The sequence below is a fragment of the Dysgonomonas sp. 520 genome (assembly GCF_010501095.1).
Classification (GTDB): Bacteria; Bacteroidota; Bacteroidia; order Bacteroidales; family Dysgonomonadaceae; genus QVMP01.
The window spans coordinates 21,110-46,954 of the sequence record NZ_QVMP01000004.1; the positions used below are offsets into that span (position 1 = coordinate 21,110).

Annotated in this window: 23 protein-coding genes and 1 pseudogene; 16 read left to right on the forward strand and 8 right to left on the reverse strand. The window is 38.6% G+C overall.

Translation table 11 applies throughout. From position 1 onward, the window contains the following. Position 1: 1 nt before the first annotated feature. Positions 2-1,792, reverse strand: a complete 1,791-nt coding sequence (locus D0T56_RS03215; RefSeq protein ID WP_163318693.1) for an L-fucose isomerase — start codon at positions 1,790-1,792, stop codon at positions 2-4. Positions 1,793-1,982: 190 nt separating this feature from the next. Here D0T56_RS03215 and D0T56_RS03220 point away from each other — a divergent pair, with 190 nt between their 5' ends. After that, positions 1,983-2,846, forward strand: coding sequence for an AraC family transcriptional regulator (locus tag D0T56_RS03220; protein ID WP_163318694.1), 864 nt, complete (start codon positions 1,983-1,985; stop codon positions 2,844-2,846). A gap of 475 nt (positions 2,847-3,321) precedes the next feature. On the opposite strand, the gene D0T56_RS03225 is transcribed toward D0T56_RS03220, so the two are convergent. Beyond that, positions 3,322-4,125: a hypothetical protein gene (locus tag D0T56_RS03225; RefSeq protein ID WP_163318695.1), complete on the reverse strand. Its 804-nt coding sequence runs from the start codon at positions 4,123-4,125 to the stop codon at positions 3,322-3,324. Positions 4,126-4,442: 317 nt separating this feature from the next. Between D0T56_RS03225 and D0T56_RS03230 the strand changes: the two genes are divergently transcribed. Next, positions 4,443-5,279 carry a helix-turn-helix domain-containing protein gene (locus D0T56_RS03230; RefSeq protein ID WP_163318696.1) on the forward strand — a complete coding sequence of 279 codons (837 nt, stop codon included), beginning with the start codon at positions 4,443-4,445 and terminating at the stop codon, positions 5,277-5,279. A gap of 51 nt (positions 5,280-5,330) precedes the next feature. Here D0T56_RS03230 and D0T56_RS03235 read toward each other — a convergent pair whose 3' ends face one another. The 3 genes from D0T56_RS03235 to mutY are packed head-to-tail and all read right to left on the reverse strand — an operon-like array spanning position 5,331 to position 7,908. Continuing rightward, positions 5,331-6,422 (reverse strand): glycosyltransferase family 4 protein, encoded by a 1,092-nt coding sequence (locus D0T56_RS03235; protein WP_163318697.1) that lies wholly within the window; start codon positions 6,420-6,422, stop codon positions 5,331-5,333. Next, a complete protein-coding gene (locus tag D0T56_RS03240; RefSeq protein ID WP_163318698.1) occupies positions 6,419-6,775 on the reverse strand; it encodes a hypothetical protein in 357 nt (118 codons plus the stop codon). The genes D0T56_RS03235 and D0T56_RS03240 overlap by 4 nt, the downstream gene beginning before the upstream one ends. Positions 6,776-6,825: 50 nt before the next feature. Continuing rightward, positions 6,826-7,908, reverse strand: a complete 1,083-nt coding sequence (gene mutY / locus D0T56_RS03245) for an A/G-specific adenine glycosylase (RefSeq protein ID WP_255491023.1) — start codon at positions 7,906-7,908, stop codon at positions 6,826-6,828. 181 nt (positions 7,909-8,089) lie between these two features. Here mutY and D0T56_RS03250 point away from each other — a divergent pair, with 181 nt between their 5' ends. The 3 genes from D0T56_RS03250 (at position 8,090) to D0T56_RS03260 (ending at position 11,818) form a co-directional block, all read left to right on the forward strand. Beyond that, entirely contained in the window at positions 8,090-8,365 is a 276-nt protein-coding gene (locus tag D0T56_RS03250; RefSeq protein ID WP_163318699.1) for an HU family DNA-binding protein, read from the forward strand. Positions 8,366-8,643: 278 nt separating this feature from the next. After that, positions 8,644-10,215, forward strand: a complete 1,572-nt coding sequence (locus D0T56_RS03255) for an Rne/Rng family ribonuclease (protein ID WP_163318700.1) — start codon at positions 8,644-8,646, stop codon at positions 10,213-10,215. A gap of 277 nt (positions 10,216-10,492) precedes the next feature. Then, complete coding sequence (locus tag D0T56_RS03260; RefSeq protein ID WP_163318701.1) at positions 10,493-11,818, forward strand: NAD(P)-dependent oxidoreductase; 1,326 nt, start codon at positions 10,493-10,495, stop codon at positions 11,816-11,818. A gap of 232 nt (positions 11,819-12,050) precedes the next feature. On the opposite strand, the gene D0T56_RS03265 is transcribed toward D0T56_RS03260, so the two are convergent. From D0T56_RS03265 to htpG, 3 genes are all read right to left on the reverse strand, one after another. Further along, positions 12,051-13,085: an N-acetylmuramoyl-L-alanine amidase gene (locus D0T56_RS03265; RefSeq protein WP_163318702.1), complete on the reverse strand. Its 1,035-nt coding sequence runs from the start codon at positions 13,083-13,085 to the stop codon at positions 12,051-12,053. 22 nt (positions 13,086-13,107) lie between these two features. Continuing rightward, positions 13,108-13,305 carry a hypothetical protein gene (locus D0T56_RS03270; protein ID WP_163318703.1) on the reverse strand — a complete coding sequence of 66 codons (198 nt, stop codon included), beginning with the start codon at positions 13,303-13,305 and terminating at the stop codon, positions 13,108-13,110. Between the two features lie 317 nt (positions 13,306-13,622). Further along, positions 13,623-15,512 (reverse strand): molecular chaperone HtpG, encoded by a 1,890-nt coding sequence (gene htpG, locus D0T56_RS03275; RefSeq protein WP_163318704.1) that lies wholly within the window; start codon positions 15,510-15,512, stop codon positions 13,623-13,625. Between the two features lie 621 nt (positions 15,513-16,133). On the opposite strand from htpG, the gene D0T56_RS03280 reads away from it, so the two are divergent. From D0T56_RS03280 to D0T56_RS03330, 11 genes and pseudogenes are all read left to right on the forward strand, one after another. Beyond that, positions 16,134-16,664 carry an RNA polymerase sigma factor gene (locus tag D0T56_RS03280; protein ID WP_163318705.1) on the forward strand — a complete coding sequence of 177 codons (531 nt, stop codon included), beginning with the start codon at positions 16,134-16,136 and terminating at the stop codon, positions 16,662-16,664. A 110-nt stretch (positions 16,665-16,774) separates the two neighbouring features. Further along, positions 16,775-17,305, forward strand: coding sequence for an RNA polymerase sigma factor (locus D0T56_RS03285; protein WP_370458780.1), 531 nt, complete (start codon positions 16,775-16,777; stop codon positions 17,303-17,305). 34 nt (positions 17,306-17,339) lie between these two features. Further along, positions 17,340-17,942 (forward strand): 2-amino-4-hydroxy-6-hydroxymethyldihydropteridine diphosphokinase, encoded by a 603-nt coding sequence (folK, locus tag D0T56_RS03290; protein ID WP_370458781.1) that lies wholly within the window; start codon positions 17,340-17,342, stop codon positions 17,940-17,942. A 116-nt stretch (positions 17,943-18,058) separates the two neighbouring features. Continuing rightward, a complete protein-coding gene (locus D0T56_RS03295; protein ID WP_163318706.1) occupies positions 18,059-18,790 on the forward strand; it encodes a hypothetical protein in 732 nt (243 codons plus the stop codon). Positions 18,791-18,962: 172 nt separating this feature from the next. Then, the gene (gene mnmE, locus D0T56_RS03300) at positions 18,963-20,357 is read left to right on the forward strand and encodes a tRNA uridine-5-carboxymethylaminomethyl(34) synthesis GTPase MnmE (RefSeq protein WP_163318707.1); all 1,395 of its coding nucleotides are present in this window, start codon (positions 18,963-18,965) and stop codon (positions 20,355-20,357) included. 247 nt (positions 20,358-20,604) lie between these two features. Next, on the forward strand, positions 20,605-21,516 hold the full coding sequence (locus D0T56_RS03305; RefSeq protein WP_163318708.1) for a helix-turn-helix domain-containing protein: 912 nt from the start codon (positions 20,605-20,607) through the stop codon (positions 21,514-21,516). Positions 21,517-21,567: 51 nt separating this feature from the next. Further along, positions 21,568-22,619 (forward strand): annotated as a pseudogene (locus D0T56_RS03310) (site-specific integrase). A 1-nt stretch (position 22,620) separates the two neighbouring features. Further along, positions 22,621-22,956 carry a hypothetical protein gene (locus tag D0T56_RS03315; RefSeq protein ID WP_163318709.1) on the forward strand — a complete coding sequence of 112 codons (336 nt, stop codon included), beginning with the start codon at positions 22,621-22,623 and terminating at the stop codon, positions 22,954-22,956. A gap of 2 nt (positions 22,957-22,958) precedes the next feature. Next, positions 22,959-23,585 (forward strand): DUF1016 N-terminal domain-containing protein, encoded by a 627-nt coding sequence (locus D0T56_RS03320; RefSeq protein WP_163318710.1) that lies wholly within the window; start codon positions 22,959-22,961, stop codon positions 23,583-23,585. Further along, positions 23,563-23,808, forward strand: a complete 246-nt coding sequence (locus D0T56_RS03325) for a hypothetical protein (protein WP_255491014.1) — start codon at positions 23,563-23,565, stop codon at positions 23,806-23,808. Before D0T56_RS03320 ends, D0T56_RS03325 begins: the two co-directional genes overlap by 23 nt. A gap of 26 nt (positions 23,809-23,834) precedes the next feature. Next, the gene (locus tag D0T56_RS03330; protein WP_163318712.1) at positions 23,835-25,844 is read left to right on the forward strand and encodes a hypothetical protein; all 2,010 of its coding nucleotides are present in this window, start codon (positions 23,835-23,837) and stop codon (positions 25,842-25,844) included. Position 25,845 lies beyond the last annotated feature (1 nt).

The window sequence follows — 25,845 nt, forward strand, 5'->3', positions numbered from 1 at the left end:
CCTACTTTTTATACAAAGCTCCATAGGTCTGACATGCCCTGTAATCGGCACTTTCTTTATCCATTCCGAAAGCACTCCATGCAGCAGGACGGTATATATCTTTTCTGTCCACATTGTGCATACACACCGGTATACGAAGCATAGAAGCCAACGTTATCAGATCGGCACCGATATGACCGCAACTGATAGAACCGTGATTAGCACCCCAGTTGTTCATTACCGAATACACATCTTTGAAGTTATCATTATTGGTCAGGCGAGGAACAAACCATGTTGTAGGCCAACCTTTATCCGTTCTTTCATCTAAGATGCGGTGTATTTCCGGATCGAGATCTACTGTCCAACCTTCGGCCAACTGCAATACCGGGCCTATTCCTTTCACCAGATTCAGGCGTACCATTGTACAAGGCATACCTCCTCTGGTTAAGAACTTCGAAGAAAAACCGCCTCCACGGAAATATTCACGATTAGCCGGCATCCATGTAGTTGCATCCAGACAAGCTTTTGCTTCTGCCTCGGTAATATTCCAAAATGGTTTCATCGTGGGCTTACCGTCTTCATCGTTCTGACGTCCACTACCATCCAACGTAGCTGCGCCTGAGTTGATCAGATGAATCATGCCACCTGAAGCCAATCCTTCCAATTTCTTTCCTGTAACTCGTTCCACCGCATCCGCACTCCAATAAGTACGTACATCGGCAAATATTTGTGCTGTATTAGTCAATAGATAGCCAAATAACATAGCCGTACCATTCAGCGCATCATTTTCTGTAGCTAATACATATGGCGCACGAATTCCCGTCCAGTCGAAAGAGGAATTCAGAATAGCTTCTGCAAAATCCCCGTTCGGATAGAAATCCGTCCATTGGCGTTGTCCTTGAAATCCGGCTGCAATAGCATTATGCCCAAGAGACTCTTCACCAAATCCCATTTCTTTCAATTTCGGATTACCGATCATAAGATCACGAACGATAAGCGTCATTTTCACTATAAATTCCCAATCCTTTTCGTTGCCGGCTTGATCTCTCACAAGATCGGGACGATTTATGTTATCTTCTCCTTGCTTGCAATTGGCTTTAGCCCAAGCTAATGCCTTTTCAAATTCTTCTTTGTCATAAATGCCTTCGGTCATGCGGCGGATGATCTCAACTTCGTCTACACCCTCGCAGCGCATGCCTAAGTAATCTTCGAAGAAATCGGTATTTACGATCGAGCCTGCAATTCCCATACATACTGCTCCTATCGACAAATACGATTTGCCTCGCATCGTAGCCACAGCTAGTCCGGCTTTGGCAAAGCGAAGCAACTTTTCTTTTACATCGCAAGGAATTTCCGTTGTTCCGGCATCTTGTACGTCGCATCCGTATATGCCGAATGCAGGCAAACCCTTTTGTGCATGAGCGGCAAGTACGGCCGCCAGATAAACAGCCCCCGGGCGTTCTGTTCCATTAAATCCCCATACAGCTTTCACAGTATGTTGTTCCATATCCATTGTTTCGCTACCATAGCACCAGCAAGGGGTAACAGTAATAGTTACTCCGACTCCTTCTCTTCTGAATTTCTCCGCACATGCAGCGCTTTCGGCTACACGCCCGATAGTAGAATCTGCAACTACACATTCTACGGGTGTTCCGTCCGGATATTTAAGTGTAGAAGTTAACAGCTGCACTACACTTTTTGCCATATTCATGGTTTGATTTTCGAGGGATTCACGAACTCCTCCCATACGTCCGTCGATGGTAGGACGAATACCTATTTTAGGCCATTGGCCTTGAAATCTGCTTCTTTTCATGGTTATTCGTTTCTTTTAAGGTTAAGTATTGGTTTAATGTTTGTTTTTCTCAAAAGTAAAGTTTAAATATTAAGAAGGCTTTCATTATTCCGATGAATATTTTGCACAAAATCGACATTAAAAGATGGAAAGTTGGTATTATGTGCTACAAATCGTATATTTACAATCGTGTTATTCTTATTGCAAATTGATGATAATAGATAATTTAAATCTGGTGTTGCTGAATGTAGGCTATTCTGAATTGAATGCCAGTTGGAATTGGAAAAACATTAGTAGTCCTTTTGCCCGTATATATTATGTAACCGGAGGTGAGGCCAAGACATATATCAACGGAAAAGCATACACACTAACTCCCGGAAATCTTTATCTTACACCGCCATTCACTCTGCATGATGATGAGAGCGATAGTTTCTTTTCTCTTTATTATATTCATTTTTATGAGAAAACGTATAATAAAGAGTCAGTCTTCGACAAGTTGGATTTTCCTGTCGAGTTAAATGCAAACACATTAGATTCTCCTCTAATAGAAAGATTATTGGAAATAAACCCTGAACGGCATTTGCACCATATTGATCCGAGAGTTTATGACAATACGCCAAGCTTCTCTAAATTTATTGCTGATAATTACCTGCTTCCAATACACATCCAACTGGAAACGCGAGGAATTTTATATCAAATTATGGCCAAATTTATGGGTTTGGCACAACTGAAATCAAGGTATAAAGATATTAGGATAGATAAATGTTTGCGATATATTCATGAAAACACCGACAAAAATGTAGAGCTTTCTCAATTGACCGACATCTCATGCATAACAAAAGATCACCTGATTCGTATTTTCAAAAAAGAGACAGGCTACACTCCCATTAAATATATCAATATCAAAAAGATAGAAAGAGCTCAATTGCTCTTGCTCACCACAAATATGTCCATTGCCGATGTAGCTTTGGAGTTATCAATAGATAACGTTTCTTATTTCAATCGCCTATTCAAGCAATATACGAATCTTGCTCCGAGTCAGTATAGAAATAATAAAATAGACACTTCGATTTGATTATTGTTTTCTTCAAATATCTTTATTCTACTTAGCAATCGCCAAACGATTTTTCCAGCACACACTCAGAGAATTGCAGGCAATAGATTGTGTAGGCTTTAAATAATCTTCCTGTCACTGTTTGGGAGATTGATAATACCAAAGTTGTGCCTGTTAGTCAGAGTCACTTTTTCTAATATATAAAGAGCTACAACGTTTATACATTGTAGCTCTTTGTCATGAAGAGAATAAATGATGCTAATCAAGTTTAACGGATTATTTATCCTCTTTCTTTATGTAAGTAGTCACTTGTTTTTATGTTATTTACACGACTGGTAGTTCCATTTCGCATTATTAACTATATGATATCCATCTGTCTTTCTGATAATAAATAACTTCTTTCATTTATTTGGATAAATGCACCACGGCTAATTGTAATATAACGAAAGGACAGTTTTCCAGCTTGAGAACTACTCTCTTTCATATTGTCAAAACGTTATAAAGATTCAATCAGAATGTAGCTATGCCCTTCTTCTCCATATAATAGAATATCTTCCGATTGGGCATTATTGTAAATGAATCCCCAGAAATCAATTATATCTCCTTGATCTAATTTAACTAACCCCATAACAAAGTTATTTTGATCCTTTCCATTGTCTGTGACAGAGATAAATCCCGGATCTTGAAAAAATACTCCATTTTTAAAAGCATAAACCCGTTGATTCTCTCCCGGCTGAGTTGATCGGAAATACATGTTCATCGAAATCCGGTAAATACCGGTAACCGGAGCCACATAACGTTGATTGACTGCATCCCAACCGTATGTACTTCCATAAATTTCTTTAGCCTTATCAAACTTGATATTGTTGAAGAAGTCAATTTTTACGATCTTGCCAATAGAAGGCCCTGATTCGGGATATGGCACTATTCCTGAATAAATGGTATTTCCTCCTTTACCCACAACCATTGTTTGATATTGCACAGCACCTGATACCCAGACTCCGTTTCCTTGCGTGTCGGACGTCAAAACCTTTCCGGACGAAGCCCCATTTGGTAAATGTAGTCCTGTATTGTTTCCTGTCGTTCGGATGTCTATTTTGTTTTGGGGCGCATTCGTTCCTATTCCAATTCTACCTTGAGTATCTACCATCACATCATCTGCAATATTTGTACTGCCATTTGTGTCTCTTTTCCCGTCGATGTGGAAGATACCCTGCGGGTTTTCCGTGTTCACACCCACCTGTGCTTTTAGAGCCGTAACGGCTAAAAAAATCAATAAAATTAAACTGCTCTTTTTCATAAGTTTTTAATGTTGTTTGTTGTGTTAAATACCTGATTGCCTGCTTATTCCCGGTCTGTCACTGACTAAGTGACGGAGGGGTGATAATTGGAGTGCTATTACACTTATTATCAATTGATTACGAAAACAGAGATTCCAATATGTGAAACATCGGTTAAACAGGCAGAAATAGTTTCTATTTATACAGATGATTATCTTGCTTTAAACATTTAGTAAACAACAGCTTATTAGTTCAGACGGAAAAATGGTTTTGAAAAAATCTGTAATACATTAGTTAAACACGCACTAATACAAACACTTAAACAAACATAAAAAAGATGAAGGATAATGATAAGAATGAAAGTGCTTTGATACGATTCCTCAATTTTGAGAAAGGTTCCGATTGGGAAACGAAAGAGGGTGAAAGCAGAATTATTGTAGTAACGAAAGGTCGGTTGGGAATATCTTCCAACATGCAAAATTCGTTGACGGTATCCGAATCGAGACTATTTTTCCTGCCTGCGGGAGATCATTTATCTGCCAGAGTGTTGGAAAAAAGTTCGGTGATTGTAATAAATTTGATTGACTCCGTCCATCTTGAAACTCTGAATATCAGTAGTATATGTGAACAAAAGCCGGACATATCCTGCCTGAAAATGGAAAGTGTGCTACATGCCTATGTTCGTTCGCTTCAAATGTATGAGGAAAGCGGCATAAGTAGTGAGGTTCTCTACACTCTGAAAATCAGGGAATTGATTTGCATTTTGAAGATGTCGTACTCGAATGAAGAGCTGACCGATTTCTTCCGATCGCATCTGTCTAACGATTTTCATTTCTCGGAGCAGGTGCGCAAATTGTCCCAGAATACATTAAATGTGAGATTGTTAGCAGAAAAGATGAATTACAGCTATTCGGGATTCAACAAGCGGTTTCGCAAGACGTTTGGCATGTCGGCTTATTCGTGGCTCCGTCAGCGAAGAACTAACACGGTATATTATGAAATCTATTACACGAACAAAACCCTGAAACAAATATCGACGGATCACAAATTTGCGACGCTTTCTCATTTCAACGAATTTTGCCACAAAAATCTGGGCAAAGCTCCCTCCGAAATCCGACGGAAAAGAAGACAGGAAAGTAGCCATAAAAAAGAACCTCTGTCACTTAGTCAGTGACAGAGGCAGGCTGTAAATCATTATCTTAAGCTACAAAGATAGAAAAAAATTCTATTTCGACCAAACGTTTATATATTGCTTGGCAACTTTGGTGTAATCATGATGCGTCTCTACAAACAATCGTCCGTTTTGGGAGAATACAGGAAAATCATTCTTATTTAAAATAAGAGATTCCAGTTTTTGATAGATATCATCAACCGAAGGCAATATGCCGCAAACAGGCTTATTCTCTTTTTCTCCCAAGGCTTTGTACATTTCGGGTTCGGCACTACTCACCAATATTTTACCACCGGCTAATGTTAGTAAACCGGTCATACCCAGACAGTAGGAATAAGTTTGATCTAAAACAACATCAGCCTCCTGCAACTTAGCCTTATATTCACCGTATGGGAGAGATTCTGCCTCAAAAATTTCTATCCGGTCACTGTATTTGTCTTCTATTCTTTTCAATGCTTTCAGAAACAGGGGAGTGCCTTTTATCTCCATACGATCTTTGTTTATGGAAACGAAAAACCGAACCTTTTCCGGTATATTTAGTATTGAAAAAGGAATTTCCTCTAAATTTATCGGAAGAGGTATGTAGTTCAGTTTATTCCCAAAACCCTGTTCATAAGCCATATAGTAGTCGTAGAGTCCCGCAATAATTCCATCGCAGCTATTAGCCATCTCTATGTTAGCCTTTTGCCTGAAAGTTCCTATCCATGCTTTTACGAGCTCTTTATTCGCTTTCAGATTGGTTGGTTTTCCGTCAACAAAAAACTCGGAATACCTGTAAACCTTGTTTTCAATGCAGGCCTTAGTATAGAAATAATCATTGCCAAAAGCACCGAGGAAAATCTTCCTGTTATGCTTTTTCAGATACTTATACAATAGAAGATTGATGTGATGGATACGTGTAAAATTGGGGTTGATAACTTGCACAACATCAAAACCTTTCAGTTTGGGCAACGTTCTGAGAATAGAAAACAGGCATTTGATCTGTCCCATCCGATTCTCACTTTTCATCGAAATATCAATATCTCGCTGATAGTTTTTGAATCCATCACCATCAGATACAACCATAACTTTATGCCCCAAGTTGCGCAAACCTGTTGCTAAAGTCCAATGCACATTGCTGTATTCGCCAAGTAAAAGTATTTTCATTTACGTTTTATAGCCATACCTTTTATTATGTAATCGCCCTCTTCTCCTTTGTTATCCGAGGAAAGATAAAAATTCAGGTTTATAATTCCATCCGCACCTTGCTTCTTACATTCGTTAATGAGTTCTTCAAAAATGATATTCGGGTCTGTAAAATAGTTATTTCTGACAATGACAGAGCTTATGGCAGTATAATCAAAATTGACACAATTGCTTTCGGTGATGAAAAACCCTTCCGTATTATATTTTGAATAATCGATGGAAACTATTTTCTGATACGTGAAAGTTGTGGAAACACACGAAGCCAGTAGTATCGCTATCAGACATATAGGAATGAGGTTCAATATTTTTTTCATAACGAACAGATTTTATTTACATAAAAATATGAATAATTTTCAGAGTATCCTTATTTTTCACAATTTTCGAGATATTTGTGCACCAATCTGGAAATGGCATAATTATCAATATCGGAGATGTTTATTTTCAAGAAATTTCGTTTCAAAAAATCATCGTCGGTCACTTCCACCAGATAAAATTCGGTATAAATGACCCGATGTGAAAGTATATGCTTGATGCTTTGTTTATGCACAATATTATTGATACTGTTTTCGGGAAACATTTCAGAAAAAGAGTTGTCCTGTAAAATACTTTCCATCGACTGTGCGGAAGATGTCTCTATAAGAGGAAGTTCATACAGATTTTTCCAAATATCGTTGACTCCTCTCTTATTTATATATGTATACTCACCGTACCTGATATCGAAATAATTGAAATACCGGTTTTTAATTGTGACTTTACCCTGCTTCACCGGAAATGAAGACACCAAGTTCAGTTTATACGCCTCGCAAACATTTGACAGAGGGCACTCGCTGCACTTGGGAGAGACAGGCACACATTGCAATGCGCCGAACTCCATCATCGCCTGATTGTGCATAGCCGGACTTTTCTTATCCAATATTTCTTGTGCCAACTGAGAAAATACTTTCTTTCCCCTGCCCGTATCTATGGGCTCCTGTATGACAAACAACCGAGAAAGAACCCTGTACACATTGCCATCTACCGTGGCAACAGGTATGTTGAACGAAAAGGACGAAATGGCCGCCGCCGTATATTCACCCACACCTTTTAGCGATAAAATTGTCTTGTAATTATCCGGAAAAACACCGTTATAATTGTCTGTAATATTTCTAGCCGTCGCATGCAGATTCCGTGCCCGGCTATAATAACCCAAGCCTTGCCACAGTTTCAGCACTTCATCTTCGTCGGCATTAGCCAGATCTTCGACAAAAGGAAACCTCTCCGCAAATTTGTTGTAGTAGCTTAATCCCTGATCTACACGGGTCTGCTGCAAAATAACTTCAGACAGCCATATCAAATACGGGTCTTTAGTATCGCGCCAAGGCAAATCCCGTTTGTTGGCATTGTACCAAAACACCAAAGCAGAAGAAATATCGGCATATAAAGGCTGAGGAAAGCTACTCATTTGCATTAAATACATTAATATGAAATGTTGCGAAAGTGGCTAAAATACTGGTTTTAATACAACTAATAAAAAAAAACAATAAATAATAGCTGAAAAAAGAACATTTATTTTTTCAAAGGTAAATAAAAAGCTATATATTTGCAATCCAAAAAATTAGTATTAATCTATAATATAAAATAACTAAACAATGACTAAAGCAGACATCGTTAACGAAATTGCAAAGAACACGGGCATTGATAAGGCTACAGTCCTTATGACAGTTGAGTCTTTTATGGATGTAGTAAAAGATTCCTTAGCAAAAAGTGAAAACGTTTATCTTAGAGGATTTGGTAGCTTCATCGTGAAGAAAAGAGCTCAAAAAACAGCTCGCAACATTTCTAAGAACACAACTATTATCATCCCTGAGCATAATATTCCTTCTTTCAAACCAGCTAAAACTTTCGTTAGCCAAGTAAAGAAGTAATAACGCAATAGAAGTTAACTAAGTATTAATCAACAAAAAAGAAAGCTATGCCAAGCGGTAAAAAAAGAAAAAGACATAAAATGTCTACGCATAAACGTAAGAAAAGACTAAGAAAAAACAGACATAAAAAGAAAAAATAAGATTTTTTCTTTGAAACGAAATAATCACAGGAACAAACTTAAAGAATGTATTGAATTTTAGGTTTGTTCTTTGTGTATTTTGTAAGTGGTAAAACTGAAAATCTAGTCCTTAGACAAAATCAATATGTAAAAAAATTTATGAACAGCGAACTGATTATAGACGTTCAACCCAAAGAGGTATCTATTGCCGTGCTTGAAGACAAGAAACTTGTCGAATTGCAGAAGGAAGGAAGAGACGCCTCGTTTTCGGTTGGCAATGTCTATGCAGCCAGGGTGAAAAAATTGTTGCCCGGCCTGAACGCTGCTTTTATAGATGTAGGACACAAAAAGGACGCTTTTCTTCACTATTTAGATCTTGGGCCCCAGTTTAAATCTGTGGACAAGTTCTACAAAAAAGCTCTGGCTGACAAGAAAAAATTTCCCCAATTATCAAAATTTCAGCTGGAAAAAGATATTGACAAAGATGGCAGCATAACCGATGTGTTGACGGTTGGACAGGAAATCCTGGTGCAAGTAGCCAAAGAGCCAATATCTACTAAAGGACCACGCCTTACCTCCGAACTGTCGTTTGCAGGGCGTTTTCTTGTTCTGATACCTTTCAATGATAAAGTATCTGTTTCTCAAAAAATTAAATCGAAAGAAGAACGTATAAGATTACAAAAGCTTCTTCAAAGTATCAAACCAAAAAACTTTGGTGTTATAGTCCGCACGGTGGCCGAAGGCAAAAAAGTGGTGGAACTCGATACCGAACTTAAAACATTGGTGAAACGTTGGGACGAAAATATGCCTAAAATACAGAAAGGCAAACTACCAACACTGATTTATGAAGAAACAGGACGGATTGTAGGACTCCTCAGAGACGTTTTCAGTCCTTCGTTTCAGGAAATTCATGTCAACGATCAGGATACATACAATCAGGTAAAAGACTATCTGACAGTCATTGCCCCGGAGAAAAAAGACATCGTGAAATTGTATACAGGCGATTTGCCTATCTTCGATAATTTTGCGGTGACAAAACAGATAAAAGCACTGTTTGGGAAAACAGTTACATTCAAATACGGGGCATACCTTATTATTGAACACACAGAGGCTTTACACGTAATTGATGTGAATAGCGGGAACAGGACAAAATCGAAAGAAGGGCAGGAAACAACGGCATTTGAGGTGAACTCGTTGGCTGCCGAGGAAATTGCCCGTCAACTTCGACTTCGCGACCTGGGAGGCATTATCGTCATCGATTTTATAGACATGACCGAAGGGGAACACCGTAGCAAACTTCTTGTGCGTATGCAAGAGTTAATGGCAAATGACAGGGCAAAACACAATATATTGCCACTGAGCAAATTTGGGTTGATGCAAATCACTCGCCAAAGGGTACGGCCCGAAATGGAAATAAATACAACCGAAGCATGCCCCAGCTGCTTTGGAAAAGGGGAAACAAAACCATCCATACTGTTTGTAGATTCGTTGCAATCTAAAATCAGTTATTTGGTGAAGAAACTAAAAGTGAAGAAATTTACCTTACACATACATCCATATGTGGCAGCGTATATCAATCAAGGAGTAATCTCTCTGAAAATGAGATGGAAATGGAAATACGGTAACAACTTCAAGATCATACCCGATCAGAGTCTTGCGTATCTCGAATATCATTTCTACGACGAAAACAAAGAAGAGATTGACCTGAAGCAAGAAATTGAACTCAAATAATTTTAGATAGAGCGGTTCCGGATTTTTCCGGAGCCGTTTTTGTTTTCGGGCAGGCTTCTGGTCTGCCCATATAACCGAATACTCCCACCCATCTTTCCCCTCTAAAGAAGGAGGCGTTTGTCTCCTCTCTTTTGGTGAGGTGTAGGGGGGGGTGTATTCAACTACCGATTCATATCAATAACATATATCTGTCATAAATTAAAAATATCACAAATTCAAATTCTATATTACAAATATTCACTATCTTTGCAAAGTCAAGATTGCAAAATGATTATTTATGGAAAATAAGATAGAAGATAAGATAATATCAAATTTCGCAGAAATAAACCGGGGTTATACAACAGCAGAGGCTATTGACGAAGCAAAAAGATGCCTTAACTGTAAAAATCCATTGTGTGTACAAGGCTGTCCGATAGAACACAATATACCGGGATTTATCCACCAACTTTCGATGGGTAACGTTGGTGCGGCAATGCAGATTATCAACGAAAAGAGCAATTTGCCTGCTATCTGTGGGCGTGTATGCCCACACGAAAAGCAGTGCGAAGGGCATTGCATACTGAACAAGAAAGAAAAACCCATAAGAGTGGGCAAACTGGAGCGGTTTATCGCCGATTTCGATAGCGAAATGGGACTGATAAAGGAACGGCTGAAACCCAAAACAAGAGGAAAAGCCGCCGTTATAGGTTCAGGACCTGCCGGGTTGACCGTTGCCGGCGATTTGGCCAGAGAAGGATTTAACGTTGTGGTATTTGAAGGACAAAAAGAACCCGGAGGTGTGCTTATGTATGGTATTCCGGAATACCGTTTGCCAAAAGATATAGTGAGGCGTGAAGTGAAAAAAATAGAGGCTTTGGGCGTTACTTTTCTTAATGGCGTGACTGTGGGAGAGAAAATAACCGTAGATTCGATGCTCGAGCATGAATTTGATGCCGTGTTCATTGGTTCGGGAACATCTGTTCCTAAATCGCTCGACATTCCCGGATCGAAACTATACCGAGTGCTTCAGTCTTCTTACTTTCTGCGGATGGTCAACCTGTTCAACAACGGAGACATCAGCCGCGAAACCGTGCCATTGATAGAGGGTGAAGAGGTAGCTATTATTGGAGCCGGAAATGTGGCTATGGACACTGCCCGTACGGCTATACGCATGGGGGCAAAAAACGTAACGGTAATATATCACAGAACGGAAGCCGAAATACCCGCCCTGCAAACAGAATATCACGAAGCTGTGGAAGAAGGTGTCAAATTCCTTTTCCAAACCAGCACAAAAGAATTTATAGGAGAAGATAACACTCTGAAAGCTATCAGGGTGGAAGGACCGGACGGAGAAAAAATCATACCTTTCAATCGTGTGTTGATTGCCATCGGGTCGAAACCTGCTAATAAAATAGTTTCCACTTCATTAGGTATAGAAGTGAATGACGCAGGCTATGTTATCACAAAAGACTTTCCTTATGGAATGACTACCCGTAAAGGTGTTTTTGCCGGAGGTGACGTTGTGCATACACCTCAAACGGTTGTCCTTGCCATGCGCGATGCAAAACGGGTGGCAAAGGGTATGGCGCAGTATATAGATGCTGTGAAACTGTTAGGTGACTAAAATATTTTATTATTGATGCGAATCGGTAGTTCTTATTCGACGTTTGCCGGGTGGAGTAGAAATAACATTGACTCACATGCGTTTCGTCGAACGTTGTTTCGACGGAATGTAATGTAGTCAACACCCACCCCTACACCTCTCCAAAAGAATAGAGAGGGGATAACTCCCTCCTCCTTTTGGGGGAGGGTTGCCCGAATATCAGGATGAAATATTTTTCAACAACCGCTTCGTGTTATTTATTTTCTTGATAGTCTTTAATTAACCCCAAAGTTAGCCAATCGGCAAGGTATTGGCGATTGGAGGGATAGAGAAAACGCTGGCGGTCTTTTTCGTTTTTCAGGTTACCCAATTCGGCATATACGCTAACGGGTTTGCAACCAAGCACGTAAAGGGTTTTGTCTGTATCCACGCCGGCAGCTTTCACTGCGCTGTTGAACCGCTTGGTAGGTTGATGTTTATTGTACTTCACTTTCAGCTCGTCTCTCAGATTTTGTGCCATACTTTTCCCCAGCGAACTATCTTTATGGTATATGAAATAGGCATCAACCCGGTGATGTTCGCGCCAACTGTCGATGTGAAAAAATATTGCCCTCTGATATTTAGCTTTCGATTTAGATGAGAGTTCGTTTATTTTGTCGGTGCGTTGTTTCAACCGCTCTTTCTGGCTGATGGAAATTGAAGCACCCATACATGTTTCCCGTTTGCTGTTTTCCAGATACATATCTTCCCTGATGCCATCTTTGGCATCTTGTATGATGATATCAACAGTTGCTCCATTCATGAGTAAATTTCGGGCAACCCGCAGCATAATGTCATAAGCATACTCATCTTCAGACAAGGTGACGGTTCCTTTAGGCGTTTTCAGTTTATATGTGGTTCCCGGATCGGGACCTCCATGTCCGCAGACAAGATAGTAACAAGCACCCTTCAGTTTGTCAGATATAATGTCATATTTGGCAAGTTTACTACCAAATAAAGGCTGATTACCTGTCGGAATTTTCTTTTTTTTGTCTTTTTTGCTTGTTTTTGTAGAAGAAGCAGGTAAAGTGTACTTAACTCCAAGTTTGAGCGAATTGTCTTTACCCAGTTTCTTTTTGTTCAGGTCAAGAAATTTTCGGCGGTCTTCTTTTGTCGTATATCCATTTCTTCTGAGAAACATATCCACGCCTTCTCCATTTTTTGGCGTATCTGTCTTTTTATTTTGTGCTGAGATAGTGACACAAAAAAAAACGAAGAAAAGCGTACAAACAAATATCTTAAATCTCATACCAAGTGAAAAGGACAATTATCTACGAAAGTTGAAAATAACGGGTAGAGTATACATAACACGGTTCGGCTTTCCATTTTGTTTGCCCGGACTTCACCAGAGTTGCCTCTTCCGATTTGCTTTCTATCTGAGGTAGTACAACCGTTTTGCCTTGAGAATATGATTGAAGAGAAAAAAGCAAACACGATAGAAATACGAAAATTACTTTTTTGATGTCCATAATCTGAAATATATTTCTTATAGTCCTAATATTGAGTGCAAATATAGGAATAAAAAATGGGTTGCCTGTAAAAAGACAACCCTAAGATTAATTAGTAATGTGAATCAGTAATTGAAAAGTGTTGGTTTTTATTGTACAATAGTCTACCTAGTAGGGGCGTAAGATTTTACGCCCTCATGTCAACGATATCGGGCGAAATATTTTTCGCCCCTACTTTCGGGCAGACCAGAGGCCTGCCCCTACAAACGCACCCCTCCCATCCTGTCGTCGCATGGGATTTGCAATCCCATGCTTGGTTGTATATACCTCGCACCTAATTAGATAAGCCCGATGCTTCTATTGATAAAGTTGCTTAATGCTTCACCTTTCAGCATATTGTTAGCCAACAGAGCCAGATCTACCAATTGGCGTACAACAGCACTGTTTGCTGCATATTCGGTTATTGCATCTTTTTCTTTGCCATCTACATCAGATATTACTTTCTTGATGAGGGGATTGTCGATATTCAGCACAAGAGAATAGCTGTCGGGCATCTCCCCGTAGAAAGAAAATCCGGACTGCATTGCAGACATCTCTTTCATGCGGCGCGAAAACTCATTCTGAGTGATTTGCACAGGTTTCGAGTTCTCACCCAGAGCTTTATAGTCGACCGTAAACATTACCTTGTCAATAGTTGGCAGTTGAGAAGAAAATGCTTCGTTCAGTTCTTCTTTTTGCTTGTCGGTAAGTTTTACTTCTGCGTCGTCTTCTTTCTTTATCAGGTTGTCAGCCACATCGCTGTCGACCCTTACGAAACGGCTTTTTTCGAATTTTTGCTCTAAAAGTCCAGCCAGATGAACATCAAGCTGACCATCGAAAAGGATAACATCATATCCTTTTTCCCTTACATTATTAATATATGTATACTGGTCTGTTTTATCGCTGGCATATAGGTATATGAGATTACCCTCTTTGTCTGTTTGATTCGATTCGATCAGAGTTTTATATTCCTCGAAAGTGAAATATTTGCCTTCCGTGTTTTTCAACAGGCAAATTTTTTGAGCCCTTTCGTAGAATTTCTCATCCGTAAGCATGCCATATTCAACAAACAGCTTCAGACTATCCCATTTTTCTTCATACTGAGACCTGTCATTCTTGAATATTTCTTCCAGTCTGTCGGCTACCTTACGAGTGATGTAGCTGGAAATCTTTTTCACATTCTGATCGCTTTGAAGATAAGAACGCGAAACATTCAGAGGAATATCAGGAGAGTCGATAACACCATGCATCAGAGTTAGGAATTCGGGAACGATTCCTTCCACCGAATCGGTTACATAAACCTGATTGCTATACAGTTGTATTTTGTTCTTCTGAAAATCTATGTTGCTCTTTATCTTCGGAAAATAAAGAATCCCCGTCAACTTGAAAGGATAATCCACGTTCAGATGAATCCAGAACATTGGCTCGTCGGAGAAGGGATATAGTTCCTGATAAAATTTCTTGTAGTCTTCGTCTGTCAGGTCTGTTGGTTTACGATTCCATATCGGGTTGGTGTCGTTGATAACGTTATCTTCGTCAGTTTCGACACTTTTTCCGTCTTTCCATTCAGTTTTTCTCCCGAAAACAATGGGAATCGGTAGAAAATGGCAATATTTTTTCAGAAGTTTATCAATTTCGGCGTTTTCCAGGAAATTTTTGTTTTCATCGTCTATATATAATATAATGTCTGTTCCCCGGTCGGCTTTTTCAACAGACTCGATGGTGTAGTTAGGTGTTCCATCGCAACTCCATTTCACGGCCTCGGTTTCGTCTTTGTATGATTGTGTCACAATCTCTACCTTTTTCGAAACCATGAAAGCAGAATAAAAACCAAGTCCAAAATGTCCGATTATCGAATTAGCGTCATTCTTGTATTTGTCAAGAAATTCGTTTGCCGACGAAAGCGCAATCTGGTTGATATACTTGTCTATCTCTTCGCCGGTCATACCTATCCCCCTATCGGAGATGGTTAAGGTTCCTTTTTCGGCATCCACCGAAACTTTCACCGACAAATCGCCTAACTCTCCCTTAAATTCGCCCAAGGAAGATAAAGTCTTTAGTTTTTGAGTGGCATCAACAGCATTTGATACCAATTCGCGAAGGAAAATTTCATGATCGCTGTAAAGAAATTTTTTAATGATTGGGAAAATGTTATCTGTGGTTACCCCAATTTTTCCGGAATGTTGCATAAACAGTTTTTTTATTTTTACTTGATATATTATTATTTATTAGAATTAATTGTTGAATATTGACCAAGATATTCGCTTTTGTTCTGCAAATAAAATGCCAATATTTCCTCTTTGTCATTTTGTCAGTCCTGTTTTAGACTGTTGTTTTGACCCGTCATCAAATTTAAAATAGTTAAAAAAACGTAAATTGTTAATATTTGAGTGCTTTCCAATAGAAAATTAAAATAAAATTGACAAAACAGGAGTGCGATGTCATAAATACACAATTGTTATGAAAAATGAGATAAAAACTCTTTTTTGTGTTAAAGACTGATGGATTTATATCAAATTTGATTTTTTTGAGATTAAAATGTTAATAAAAGAAAGTTGCATAAACAATCTTTTTCTGGGTTAAAAGTGAAAATAGATAAAATCTATTCGTGATTTATCTATATTTTACGTCTTAGACGCATTACTATACACTTAATATACAACGACATGCCATTAACGCACATTATATTTTAACAATTTAAACTGAAAATAAATTTGCATATTGTTTTTATCAGAAAAAAGGTCATACCTTTGTCTTATAAAATTATTGAAGACATTATTTTATTGTAATAGATAAATAATACGTGTGTTATGGAAACTAATAAAAAAGCAGAAAATTTTGAAGGGAGGTTACTTGATTTGCAAAGTAACATGATGAATTTTGCTTTGACTCTAACTACAAATAAAGAAGAAGCCAAAGACTTGCTACAAGAAACAACTTTAAGGGCACTTGATAATAAAGACAAATATTACGAGAATGTAAACTTTAAAGGTTGGGTCTTCACAATCATGCATAATATATTTGTGAATAATTATCGCAGAATTGTTCGTACCCAAACAGTAGTAGATCAGACAGAAAATCTTTATCATTTGAGTCTGCCACAAGATTCAGGGTTCGACACACCGGAAGGCGCTTATACAATTGCCGAGATAACAAAAGCTATAAACAGTTTTACGGACGAATATAAAGTGCCGTTCTCGATGCATGTTTCGGGTTATAAGTATGAAGAAATAGCACAAACATTAAGTTTGCCTATCGGAACTGTGAAAAGTCGTATATTCTTCGCAAGAAAAAGATTGCAAGAAAGATTAAAAGATTATAAGTATCAGGACAGAGAATAAATATTAATAAAAATATTTAAATTGAAAGCCTCCTGAACAATTGGAGGCTTTTTTTGTTAATTAAGTACTAGGGGTAATCAGAAAGTAATAAAAAATAAAAAAACAATATTATGGGAGCAAACACAGAAATGAACAATTTCGAGGGGAAGTTACTCGATTTACAAAACAATATGATGAACTTTGCGCTTACGCTAACTACAAACAGAGAAGAAGCCAAAGACTTATTGCAGGAAACAACACTGAGAGCCTTGGACAACAGGGACAAGTATTATGAAAACGTGAACTTCAAAGGTTGGGTTTTCACAATTATGCACAATATTTTTGTGAATAATTACCGCAGAATTGTTCGTACTCAAACTGTATTTGACCAGACAGAAAACCTTTACCACTTAAATTTACCTCAGGATTCGGGTTTTGACAGTCCGGAAGGCGCATATACAATTGCCGAAATAAACAAAGCCATCAATAGTTTTACCGATGACTATAAAGTACCATTCTCTATGCATGTTTCGGGCTACAAATACGAGGAAATTGCACAGGCATTAAGTTTGCCTATCGGAACTGTGAAAAGCCGTATATTCTTCGCAAGAAAAAGATTACAGGCAAAACTTAAAGATTACCAGTTCCAAGATAGAGAATAATATAAAATAAAGGAAAGCAATGATTATTGAATAAATGATCGTTGCTTTTTGTTTTGCTACCCAACTCGTGCCGGCAGGCTGTGAAGCTAAGGCCAACAACAAAGATTACCTTGTACTATTTACTATTATACTATTACTTTTGACTATGAAGAAAGAGGCGAAATGCCACGATGTTTATCTCGGATTAGGGACTAATTTAGGAGATAAAAAGAATAATATTAGCCGGGCAATCTCGAATATCGAAAACAAGATAGGCGAAGTTGTCTCGGTGTCGGGTTTGTACGAAACAGACCCGCAGGGTTTCAATTCTGATAATATGTTTATCAATGCCGCCTGTCATGTCAGAACAGCAATGAGTGCCGAAGAGGTGCTCTTTGCGACGCAAGAAATAGAAAAAAAGATGGGACGCACTTTGAAATCGGTTAATAGGGTTTATTCAGACAGGATTATAGATATTGATATTCTGATGTATGATGACTTGGTGTATGAATCTGATATTTTAGTGTTGCCACATCCTCATCTGCATGAAAGGGATTTTGTGATCACTCCTTTGTCGGATATTGCATCCTCTGTTCTTCATCCGGTTCTAAAAAAGACTATTGAGGAGTTGAAGACTTTGAATGATTTGCGAAAATGAACCGTAAATTGTTAATGTCGGTTAATTGTAGGCTCGGTTTTTAATCCTTTCTCTACTATTACAATCATAGAAGATAAACGACTAGGTTTAGTATTGATTCTTTAAATTGTACTGATATGAAAAAGTTATTATTAATATTGGCATTATTGATTGGTTCGGCGGCATACAACGCAACAGATGCTCAGCAGGTCAACATAAATATAAATATAGGCAGTCAACCGGCGTGGGGCCCGGTGGGGTATGATTATGTGGATTATTATTATATGCCCGACATAAATGTGTATTACAATGTGAATTTATCATTATTCTATTGGTTGGATAGAGGCCGATGGATCTCAGCACGTTATTTGCCTTACAGATATCATCACTACGATTTCTATCACATGCACAAAGTGGTTATTAATCACAGGCCGGAACCTTGGAGGTACAACAATGTCCATATCAAAGATTATTCAAGATATAAAGGCCATAGAAATCAGGCAGTGATACGTTACAGCAATGACAGCAGGTATAAGAATAGCCGAAACAACGATGTGAGATGGGTGAATTCTGGTCGCAACAGCAGTCAGCGAGAGAATTTCTACACAAAATCTGAAAACTCACGTAACGACAGAACAGTCCGCAGTAATAATAATCAGCAGGTAAGACGGAATAACAATAGCGCTAAAGCTAATTCCGACAGACGTTCAAACAGCCAGGTTCAAAGATCGGGAAACAAAGAAAAGAGTTATCAACAAAACTCCAGATCGAGAAATCAAGGCAACAATGTCAGATCGAGCAATGGAAGAAGTTCGGAACGGAGTGGTTCTCAACGGTCGTCCGGAACAAGGTCATCCAGAAGTAGATAAAATGCGAGATGTGTATATGAGGTAATAAGATTGATGGTTAATAAATTGCAAGAAGGGCAGGGACTTTCGTAACAGAAAGGTTCCTGTCCTTTTTTTATTCCTGTTCATCCATTTTAGTCATTTTATGATTCGAAAAAAGATTTGTACATTTGGTTTTGTAAAAAGATAGGTTATGAATAATCCGTTAGATATTATCGCTGCCATCTCCACTCCTGCCGGAATTGGAGGGATTGCTATTGTCCGTATTTCGGGAAAAGGTTGTGTTGAATTGGCAGATTCTATTTTTCAATCACCCACGGGGAAAAAATTGGTCAGTCAAGATCCCAATACAATACATTTCGGCACAATTGTTAAGAATGAGACTGTGATTGATGAGGTGTTGGTGAGCGTTTTCCGTTCTCCTAATTCTTTCACAGGAGAAGATAGTGTGGAGATATCTTGTCATGGTTCTATCTATATCCAGCAGAGTATTTTGCAACTGCTGATTGAAAGAGGGGCGAGGCTGGCAACTCCGGGAGAGTTCACGCAAAGAGCTTTTCTTAATGGCAAGATGGACCTGTCTCAGGCCGAATCTGTTGCTGACCTGATCGCTTCCACATCTGCTGCAACTCACCGACTGGCAATGAATCAGATGCGGGGAGGATTCAGCAATAAACTTATAGAACTGAGAACTAAATTACTGAACTTTACTTCTTTGATAGAGCTGGAATTGGATTTTTCGGAAGAAGAAGTGGAGTTTGCCGACCGGAATAATCTGAAAGAAGCGGCATTTGACATAGAACAACATATATCTAAACTAGCCGATTCTTTTGCTTTGGGCAATGCCGTCAAGACAGGTATTCCTGTTGCCATAATAGGTGAAACTAATGCCGGGAAATCGACTTTACTGAACCTCCTACTCAAAGAAGAAAAAGCGATAGTTTCGGATATCCATGGAACTACCCGTGATTTTATAGAAGACACTATCAATATAGAAGGGCTCATATTTCGGTTGATTGATACTGCAGGTATTCGTGATACGGTGGACACTATTGAAACGTTGGGTATTGAACGTACGTTTAAGAAACTAGAGCAAGCCAGTATCATTCTTTGGGTTGTGGATGCGGAAACAGACGACGCTCATACAATAGAACTATCGAAAAAAATACTACCGTATGTTGAAGGTAAGAAGTTGATATTGGTGTTCAATAAGGTAGATGTCATATTTGCCGAACGAAAGCAGCAGAAAGAAAAACTACTTCTAGAAGAAATTCCTGATAGAGTATTTATTTCGGCTAAATACCATCAGGGAACAGACGAACTGCAAAAAAGATTAATTGATGCCGTCAATATTCCGGAATTTGGAGAGCAGGATGTTGTGGTGACTAACATGCGGCATTATGAAGCTCTACAAAATGCATTGCAGGCAATTCTGCGAGTATCGGAAGGTTTAGAAAACGGAATATCCGGCGATTTTTTATCTCAAGACATCAGGGAGTGTATGTATTATCTTGGAGAAATAACCGGACAAATTTCGACTGACGAAATCCTTGGCAATATTTTCAGCAAGTTCTGTATCGGCAAGTAAGTTGAGATTACCATCCATTTCCAGCAACTATCACTAATAGCAAAGTATTTTATTGTAAATCAGTTATATTTTATCTAATTAATGCTTCCCTATTGTTAAATCCAATTGTTTCGCTTACTTTTGTACCGCGGCTGTACCGCTGTGTTTTTGTATTTGTTTTTCAAGTCCTAATTTCAACAGATAATACACTATTGGGACTTCATGATGCACAATGATACATGATGATACAGAATATTGGCGAAATAAGATGAAAGAACAAGGAAGTATACTAAAGATCTGTGAGTTTTGTGGCATTACATTCAATGCTTACAAGACCACGACCCGTTATTGCTCACACACTTGTAACTCAAGAGCGTATAAAGATAATAAACGGCAGATGAGGTTGACGGCTATCAACTATCGCACAATGCAAGAGATGGAGGTGATTAGTGATCAGTATGAAAAGATCAAAGACAAAGAATTTCTCTCCGTATCAGAAACTGCCTTTTTATTGAGTGTTGGACGAATGACTGTATACCGATATCTACATTCCGGCAGTTTGCCAGCAGTTCAAATAGGTGGGAAAACATTTATTCGCAGAAAAGATATTGACACCATGTTTGATGCAAGGGAAGAATACAAAGCGAAACCCTCTATCGATCGTAAGCCTATCTCTGAACTTTGCACGGTTGCTGAGATTAAAGAAAAATATAAGGTAAACGAATCATGGATTTTTAAAGTAGCTAAGGAAAACAATTTCCCTCGTACATTAAATAAAGGAAAGACTTATTTCAGTCGTAAACATGTGGACGCTTACTTTTCAAAAAAGAATCAGCACACCGGCATTGCCGAATGGTATTCTGTAGATGATATAAAGGAAAAATTTAATATGACTATCAATTCCGTATACTCATTCGTGTCTGAAAACTCAATCCCCAAAAAGAAAGAAGGCAAATATGTGTTTTACTCGAAATATCATGTGGATAAGTTAAAAGAAGAAGTAGAGTCGGAAAGACTGGAATACTATACAGTTCCGGAAGCCATGAAAAAGTACAACATGAGCCGGGATCAGATATATCATTATGTGAAGTATCATAAGATTCCTAAAGTAAAGATTGGAAAGTCAATTAAGATAGCCAAGCAGGAATTAGACCGTGTATTAAACCCGATAATTATATAAGCCATGTCAATATCAAAAGTCACTTTACGCCGCCGACCTATCAAAAATGATATGGAGAGTTTATACCTGGACTTCTATCCGGCCATCCGCAATCCCGAAACAATGGAGATGAGCCGGAGGGAGTATTTAGGAATCTATATCTACTTGCATCCAAAGAATGAAGTAGAGCGTGAGTATAATAATGAGATGCTCCTAAAAGCAGAAGCTTCCGCTCTATCCGTGTACAATCTATAATTAATGAGGAATACGGATTCTTGGATAAACATAAGATGAAGGGAGATTTCTTAGCTTATTTCAGTGAAATGAGTAAAACTAAAGATCAGAAATGGTTGAGAGTTTACGATCACTTTTATAAGTTTGTTAATGGCAAGTGCACTTTTGGTGATGTAAATGTAGATTTGTGTCGTAAGTTTCGCTCTTATTTATTGAATGCAAATCAGCTGAATCGACCCAAGCATAAGATAGCTCGTAATTCGGCAGCCGGATATTTCTCTACCTTCCGCGGATTATTAAAAATTGCATACTGAGATAAACGGATCAAGGAAAACGTAAATGACTTTTTAGAGAAGATAGAATACGAGGATGTTCGCAAAGAATACCTAACCCATGATGAGGTGAAACTATTGGCAAATACGCCATGTGATATTCCGGTGCTTAAAAACGCCTCACTCTTTTCCTGTCTGACAGGATTACGGATCAGTGACATTCTCAACTTGACGTGGGATGAAATTGTTCTTGGCGCCGACAATGGATACTGCTTACGGTTACGTACAGAAAAGACTGAAACAGAAACAACGCTCCCCATCAGCTTCGAAGCGTTGGAACTCTGCGGTGAACGTGGAAAAGGGAAAGTGTTCAAAGGATTGCAGCGTTCCATGACACAATACCCCTTAAAAAACTGGCTCAAGAAAGCCGGGATTACGAAAAATATTACCTATCATTGTTTTCGGCACACGTTTGCGACCCTTCAGATAGCCTTAGGCACAGATATTTATACTGTCAGCAAAATGCTTACGCATAAAAATGTGAGTACAACTCAGGTGTATGCGGAACTGGTGAGTGAGAAAAAAAGAGAATCAGCGAATAAGATTAGTTTGAGATAAGATGAAGAATATACATATATCAGAAGAAGACTTTGTTGAAGCGATTGAAGCTTTGAGAAAACAATTAGAACACGATGAGTTCTTTGGGGAGTCAATGGAAAATGCTTTCCCCGGTTGTCATGCACCAATATATGACAACCATTATTTGTGGGAAGCTCTAATCAAGTTGCTTGAAATAGCTACTGATGATACAAGCAAAACTGTAGAATGGTGGATATATGATGCAAAATTCGGAACAGATTCAAACATGGGAGTCTTAGAAAATAAGGATGGCAAAGAAATTACAATAACTTTGCCAACAGCAAAAGACCTATACAACTACCTAAAAAACAAATAACCATGGGATACGAAGTAAATAAAATACAGTCACAGTTTGAGGAATTGAAATCAATCATCATTTCTCATAGGAATAGAGCTTACCAGGCTATCAATACTGAGATTATCACAACAAATTGGGAAGTAGGAAAGTATGTTTCCCATAGAATAATATCCGAACAATGGGGATCAGGAGTAGTTGATCAGTTTGCTAAATATTTAAAGAATAACCAGCCCGGACTAAAAGGTTTTGATAGAAGTGCCATATATAGAATGGTGAAATTTTATGAGACATATAGTTCTGCTAAATTTGTAGCGGCATTGCCGCCACAAACAAAAAGCACTGATATTCAAATTAATACAATTGTGGCGGCATTGCCGCCACAATTAAGAGACGAAAGACAGATTATATCTTTCTTGTCATTGATAAACTGGACATCTCACTTGGAGATTATAACAGGATGCAAGACTGAAGAAGAAAAAGTTTTCTATATCCTTTTAGCTTACAAGGAGAAATTAAAATATAGAGAATTGCGCCGTCAGATAGAATCAAGTGTCTATGAACGGAGCTGCCAACGACTTCAAAAGTCCGTTTTATGGGGTTGGCTATGCTACTGCAGACTCGCCAATGGGTCCATGGGGCAAATATGAACATAACCCGATACTTCAAAAACCTAAAGATTTGCAAGGCACAGGCCATAGTGCCATATTCAAGGATAAAGATGGTAACCTGAAAATAGTTTTCCATGCCCATTATGACGCAACTACTGTCGAACCACGTTTTATGCATATTTCGGATGTATCGTTTACGAATGATAATCCCGCAGTTATGGTTGTTTCAAATGATTATTTTACACCGGGGCTGACTTATTAAACCCTTACAAAGAGTAAAAAGAAAATATGAAAAAGAAAATATTGATAGCTATCATGATCATCTGTGCAATTACGCCTTTGGCTGCACAGGATGCCGAATATAAAATCAGTTTGAAGAGCCCTGGAAACCTAGCCGAAACTTTCTCGCTATACGAAACTACTGATGGTTCATTAAAAGCAAGCAAAGACTTGCCTGTCGATATTCGGCGGAAGAACGCTATAGAATCTACGATTTCGACGGAGGAAATAACGATTACTGCCCGGGAAACGGTTTATTTCAGTTTCGAAGAAATTCTTAAGTTAGGTTTCAGCCACAACGATTGCCAGTTTTATATGCCGGGGTTCTGGTATCGCCGTAATCTTCGTTCACCCAAAGAAGCACCTTCCTTCCACACAAGTGATAGTTGGCAGGTAAGGGAAGACCGTTTAAGCGTGCCTCTGGCAGGAGCATTCAACGGAAAAACGGGCGAATTCTATACTGTTTTACGTATGGATAACGAAGGAGAAGAATGCCTGACTACTCATAAAGATGGAGAAGTTATACTAAGCGGAAGAACATCGTTAGGATATACCGGTTTCAGGAATATAAACGGGACATCTGCACTTGTGTTCGGATTCCCATACAGCGAAGCCCCAAAAACCTATATCCGGAAATTAACCCTGTCTCCTGCCATCCAAACTTTTATGAAGCTGGATAAAGGAGAAAGTATCACCCTGAAATGGGATTTAAGAAAAGGAAAAGCCGAAGATTTTTCGGGTTTTGTTGCTAATGTATGGAATTATTCTTTCGATATCTTAAATCCGCAAAAAACAGAAAGCAAATACACAGCCGAACAGGCAAAAGAAATACTGTCAAATTTCTTCAAAGAAAGTTATGTTGATAAATACGACCTAAAATATTACTCGGGAGTACATATGCGGACCGACGATTGTGCCAATAACGGATCTGCCGAAATAGGATTTGTGGGACGTATATTACTAAATGCATTTAATGCTTTGGAATATGGAGAAGCTAATAACCGTACCGACCTGATAGCGGATGCAAGATCGATTTTTGATAGCTACTTAAATCATGGCTTCACTTCCGCAGGCTTTTTAAGAGAGTTCGTAGACCTGAAAAATAACGAGGAACCTGACTTATACAGTATTCGTCGTCAATCGGAAGGAGTTTTTGCTATTCTGAACTATCTTGACTACGAACGAAAAAAAGGTCGCATCCACAAAGATTGGGAAGAAAAAGTCAAGCATCTGCTTAATAATTTCGCTAAACTTCAAAATGCTGACGGAAGTTTCCCTCGGAAGTTTAATAATAAATTCGAAATAACTGACAGTTCGGGTGGAAGTACACCTTCGGCAACACTTCCGCTTACTATGGCATACGGCTACTTCAAGGATAAACATTATCTGGATAACGCAAGAAAAACAGCAGTTTATCTGGAAAAGGAACTAATATCCAAATCAGATTATTTTTCATCTACCCTCGATGCTAACTGCGAAGACAAGGAAGCTTCTTTATATGCATCAACTGCTATGTACTATCTCTCGTTTGTGACTAAAGGTAAGGAGCGTGAACATTATATAAACCTTTGTAAGAAGGCTGCATATTTCAGTCTGTCATGGTACTATATGTGGGATGTTCCGTTTGCACAAGGACAGATGTTGGGTGATGTTGGTTTCAAATCGCGTGGATGGGGTAATGTGTCGGTAGAAAATAATCACATAGATGTGTTCATCTTCGAATTTGCCACTATACTCGATTGGCTGGCAAAGGAATGTAACGAACCCCGTTTTTCATCGTTCTCTTCTGTTATCAAAAGCTCAATGCTTCAGTTAATGCCAGTAAAAGGGCATATGTTTGATATAGGTAAAGTAGGGTATTATCCGGAAGTAGTACAGCATACAAACTGGGATTATGGAAAAAACGGCAAAGGATTTTATAACGATATTTTTGCCCCCGGATGGACGGTTGCTTCTCTTTGGCAAATGCTGAGCCCAAACAGAGTCGAGAACTATTTTAACAAAAAACAAAGGAAGTAAT

What these genes read in the sequence shown, in the direction of transcription:
- D0T56_RS03215 (WP_163318693.1), bottom strand. Translation starts at nt 1,792, where the DNA reads ATGAAAAGAAGCAGATTTCAAGGCCAATGGCCTAAAATAGGTATTCGT.
- D0T56_RS03220 (WP_163318694.1), top strand. Translation starts at nt 1,983, where the DNA reads ATGATAATAGATAATTTAAATCTGGTGTTGCTGAATGTAGGCTATTCT.
- D0T56_RS03225 (WP_163318695.1), bottom strand. Translation starts at nt 4,125, where the DNA reads ATGAAAAAGAGCAGTTTAATTTTATTGATTTTTTTAGCCGTTACGGCT.
- D0T56_RS03230 (WP_163318696.1), top strand. Translation starts at nt 4,443, where the DNA reads ATGAAGGATAATGATAAGAATGAAAGTGCTTTGATACGATTCCTCAAT.
- D0T56_RS03235 (WP_163318697.1), bottom strand. Translation starts at nt 6,422, where the DNA reads ATGAAAATACTTTTACTTGGCGAATACAGCAATGTGCATTGGACTTTA.
- D0T56_RS03240 (WP_163318698.1), bottom strand. Translation starts at nt 6,775, where the DNA reads ATGAAAAAAATATTGAACCTCATTCCTATATGTCTGATAGCGATACTA.
- mutY (WP_255491023.1), bottom strand. Translation starts at nt 7,908, where the DNA reads ATGCAAATGAGTAGCTTTCCTCAGCCTTTATATGCCGATATTTCTTCT.
- D0T56_RS03250 (WP_163318699.1), top strand. Translation starts at nt 8,090, where the DNA reads ATGACTAAAGCAGACATCGTTAACGAAATTGCAAAGAACACGGGCATT.
- D0T56_RS03255 (WP_163318700.1), top strand. Translation starts at nt 8,644, where the DNA reads ATGAACAGCGAACTGATTATAGACGTTCAACCCAAAGAGGTATCTATT.
- D0T56_RS03260 (WP_163318701.1), top strand. Translation starts at nt 10,493, where the DNA reads ATGGAAAATAAGATAGAAGATAAGATAATATCAAATTTCGCAGAAATA.
- D0T56_RS03265 (WP_163318702.1), bottom strand. Translation starts at nt 13,085, where the DNA reads ATGAGATTTAAGATATTTGTTTGTACGCTTTTCTTCGTTTTTTTTTGT.
- D0T56_RS03270 (WP_163318703.1), bottom strand. Translation starts at nt 13,305, where the DNA reads ATGGACATCAAAAAAGTAATTTTCGTATTTCTATCGTGTTTGCTTTTT.
- htpG (WP_163318704.1), bottom strand. Translation starts at nt 15,512, where the DNA reads ATGCAACATTCCGGAAAAATTGGGGTAACCACAGATAACATTTTCCCA.
- D0T56_RS03280 (WP_163318705.1), top strand. Translation starts at nt 16,134, where the DNA reads ATGGAAACTAATAAAAAAGCAGAAAATTTTGAAGGGAGGTTACTTGAT.
- D0T56_RS03285 (WP_370458780.1), top strand. Translation starts at nt 16,775, where the DNA reads ATGGGAGCAAACACAGAAATGAACAATTTCGAGGGGAAGTTACTCGAT.
- folK (WP_370458781.1), top strand. Translation starts at nt 17,340, where the DNA reads ATGATCGTTGCTTTTTGTTTTGCTACCCAACTCGTGCCGGCAGGCTGT.
- D0T56_RS03295 (WP_163318706.1), top strand. Translation starts at nt 18,059, where the DNA reads ATGAAAAAGTTATTATTAATATTGGCATTATTGATTGGTTCGGCGGCA.
- mnmE (WP_163318707.1), top strand. Translation starts at nt 18,963, where the DNA reads ATGAATAATCCGTTAGATATTATCGCTGCCATCTCCACTCCTGCCGGA.
- D0T56_RS03305 (WP_163318708.1), top strand. Translation starts at nt 20,605, where the DNA reads ATGAAAGAACAAGGAAGTATACTAAAGATCTGTGAGTTTTGTGGCATT.
- D0T56_RS03315 (WP_163318709.1), top strand. Translation starts at nt 22,621, where the DNA reads ATGAAGAATATACATATATCAGAAGAAGACTTTGTTGAAGCGATTGAA.
- D0T56_RS03320 (WP_163318710.1), top strand. Translation starts at nt 22,959, where the DNA reads ATGGGATACGAAGTAAATAAAATACAGTCACAGTTTGAGGAATTGAAA.
- D0T56_RS03325 (WP_255491014.1), top strand. Translation starts at nt 23,563, where the DNA reads ATGGGTCCATGGGGCAAATATGAACATAACCCGATACTTCAAAAACCT.
- D0T56_RS03330 (WP_163318712.1), top strand. Translation starts at nt 23,835, where the DNA reads ATGAAAAAGAAAATATTGATAGCTATCATGATCATCTGTGCAATTACG.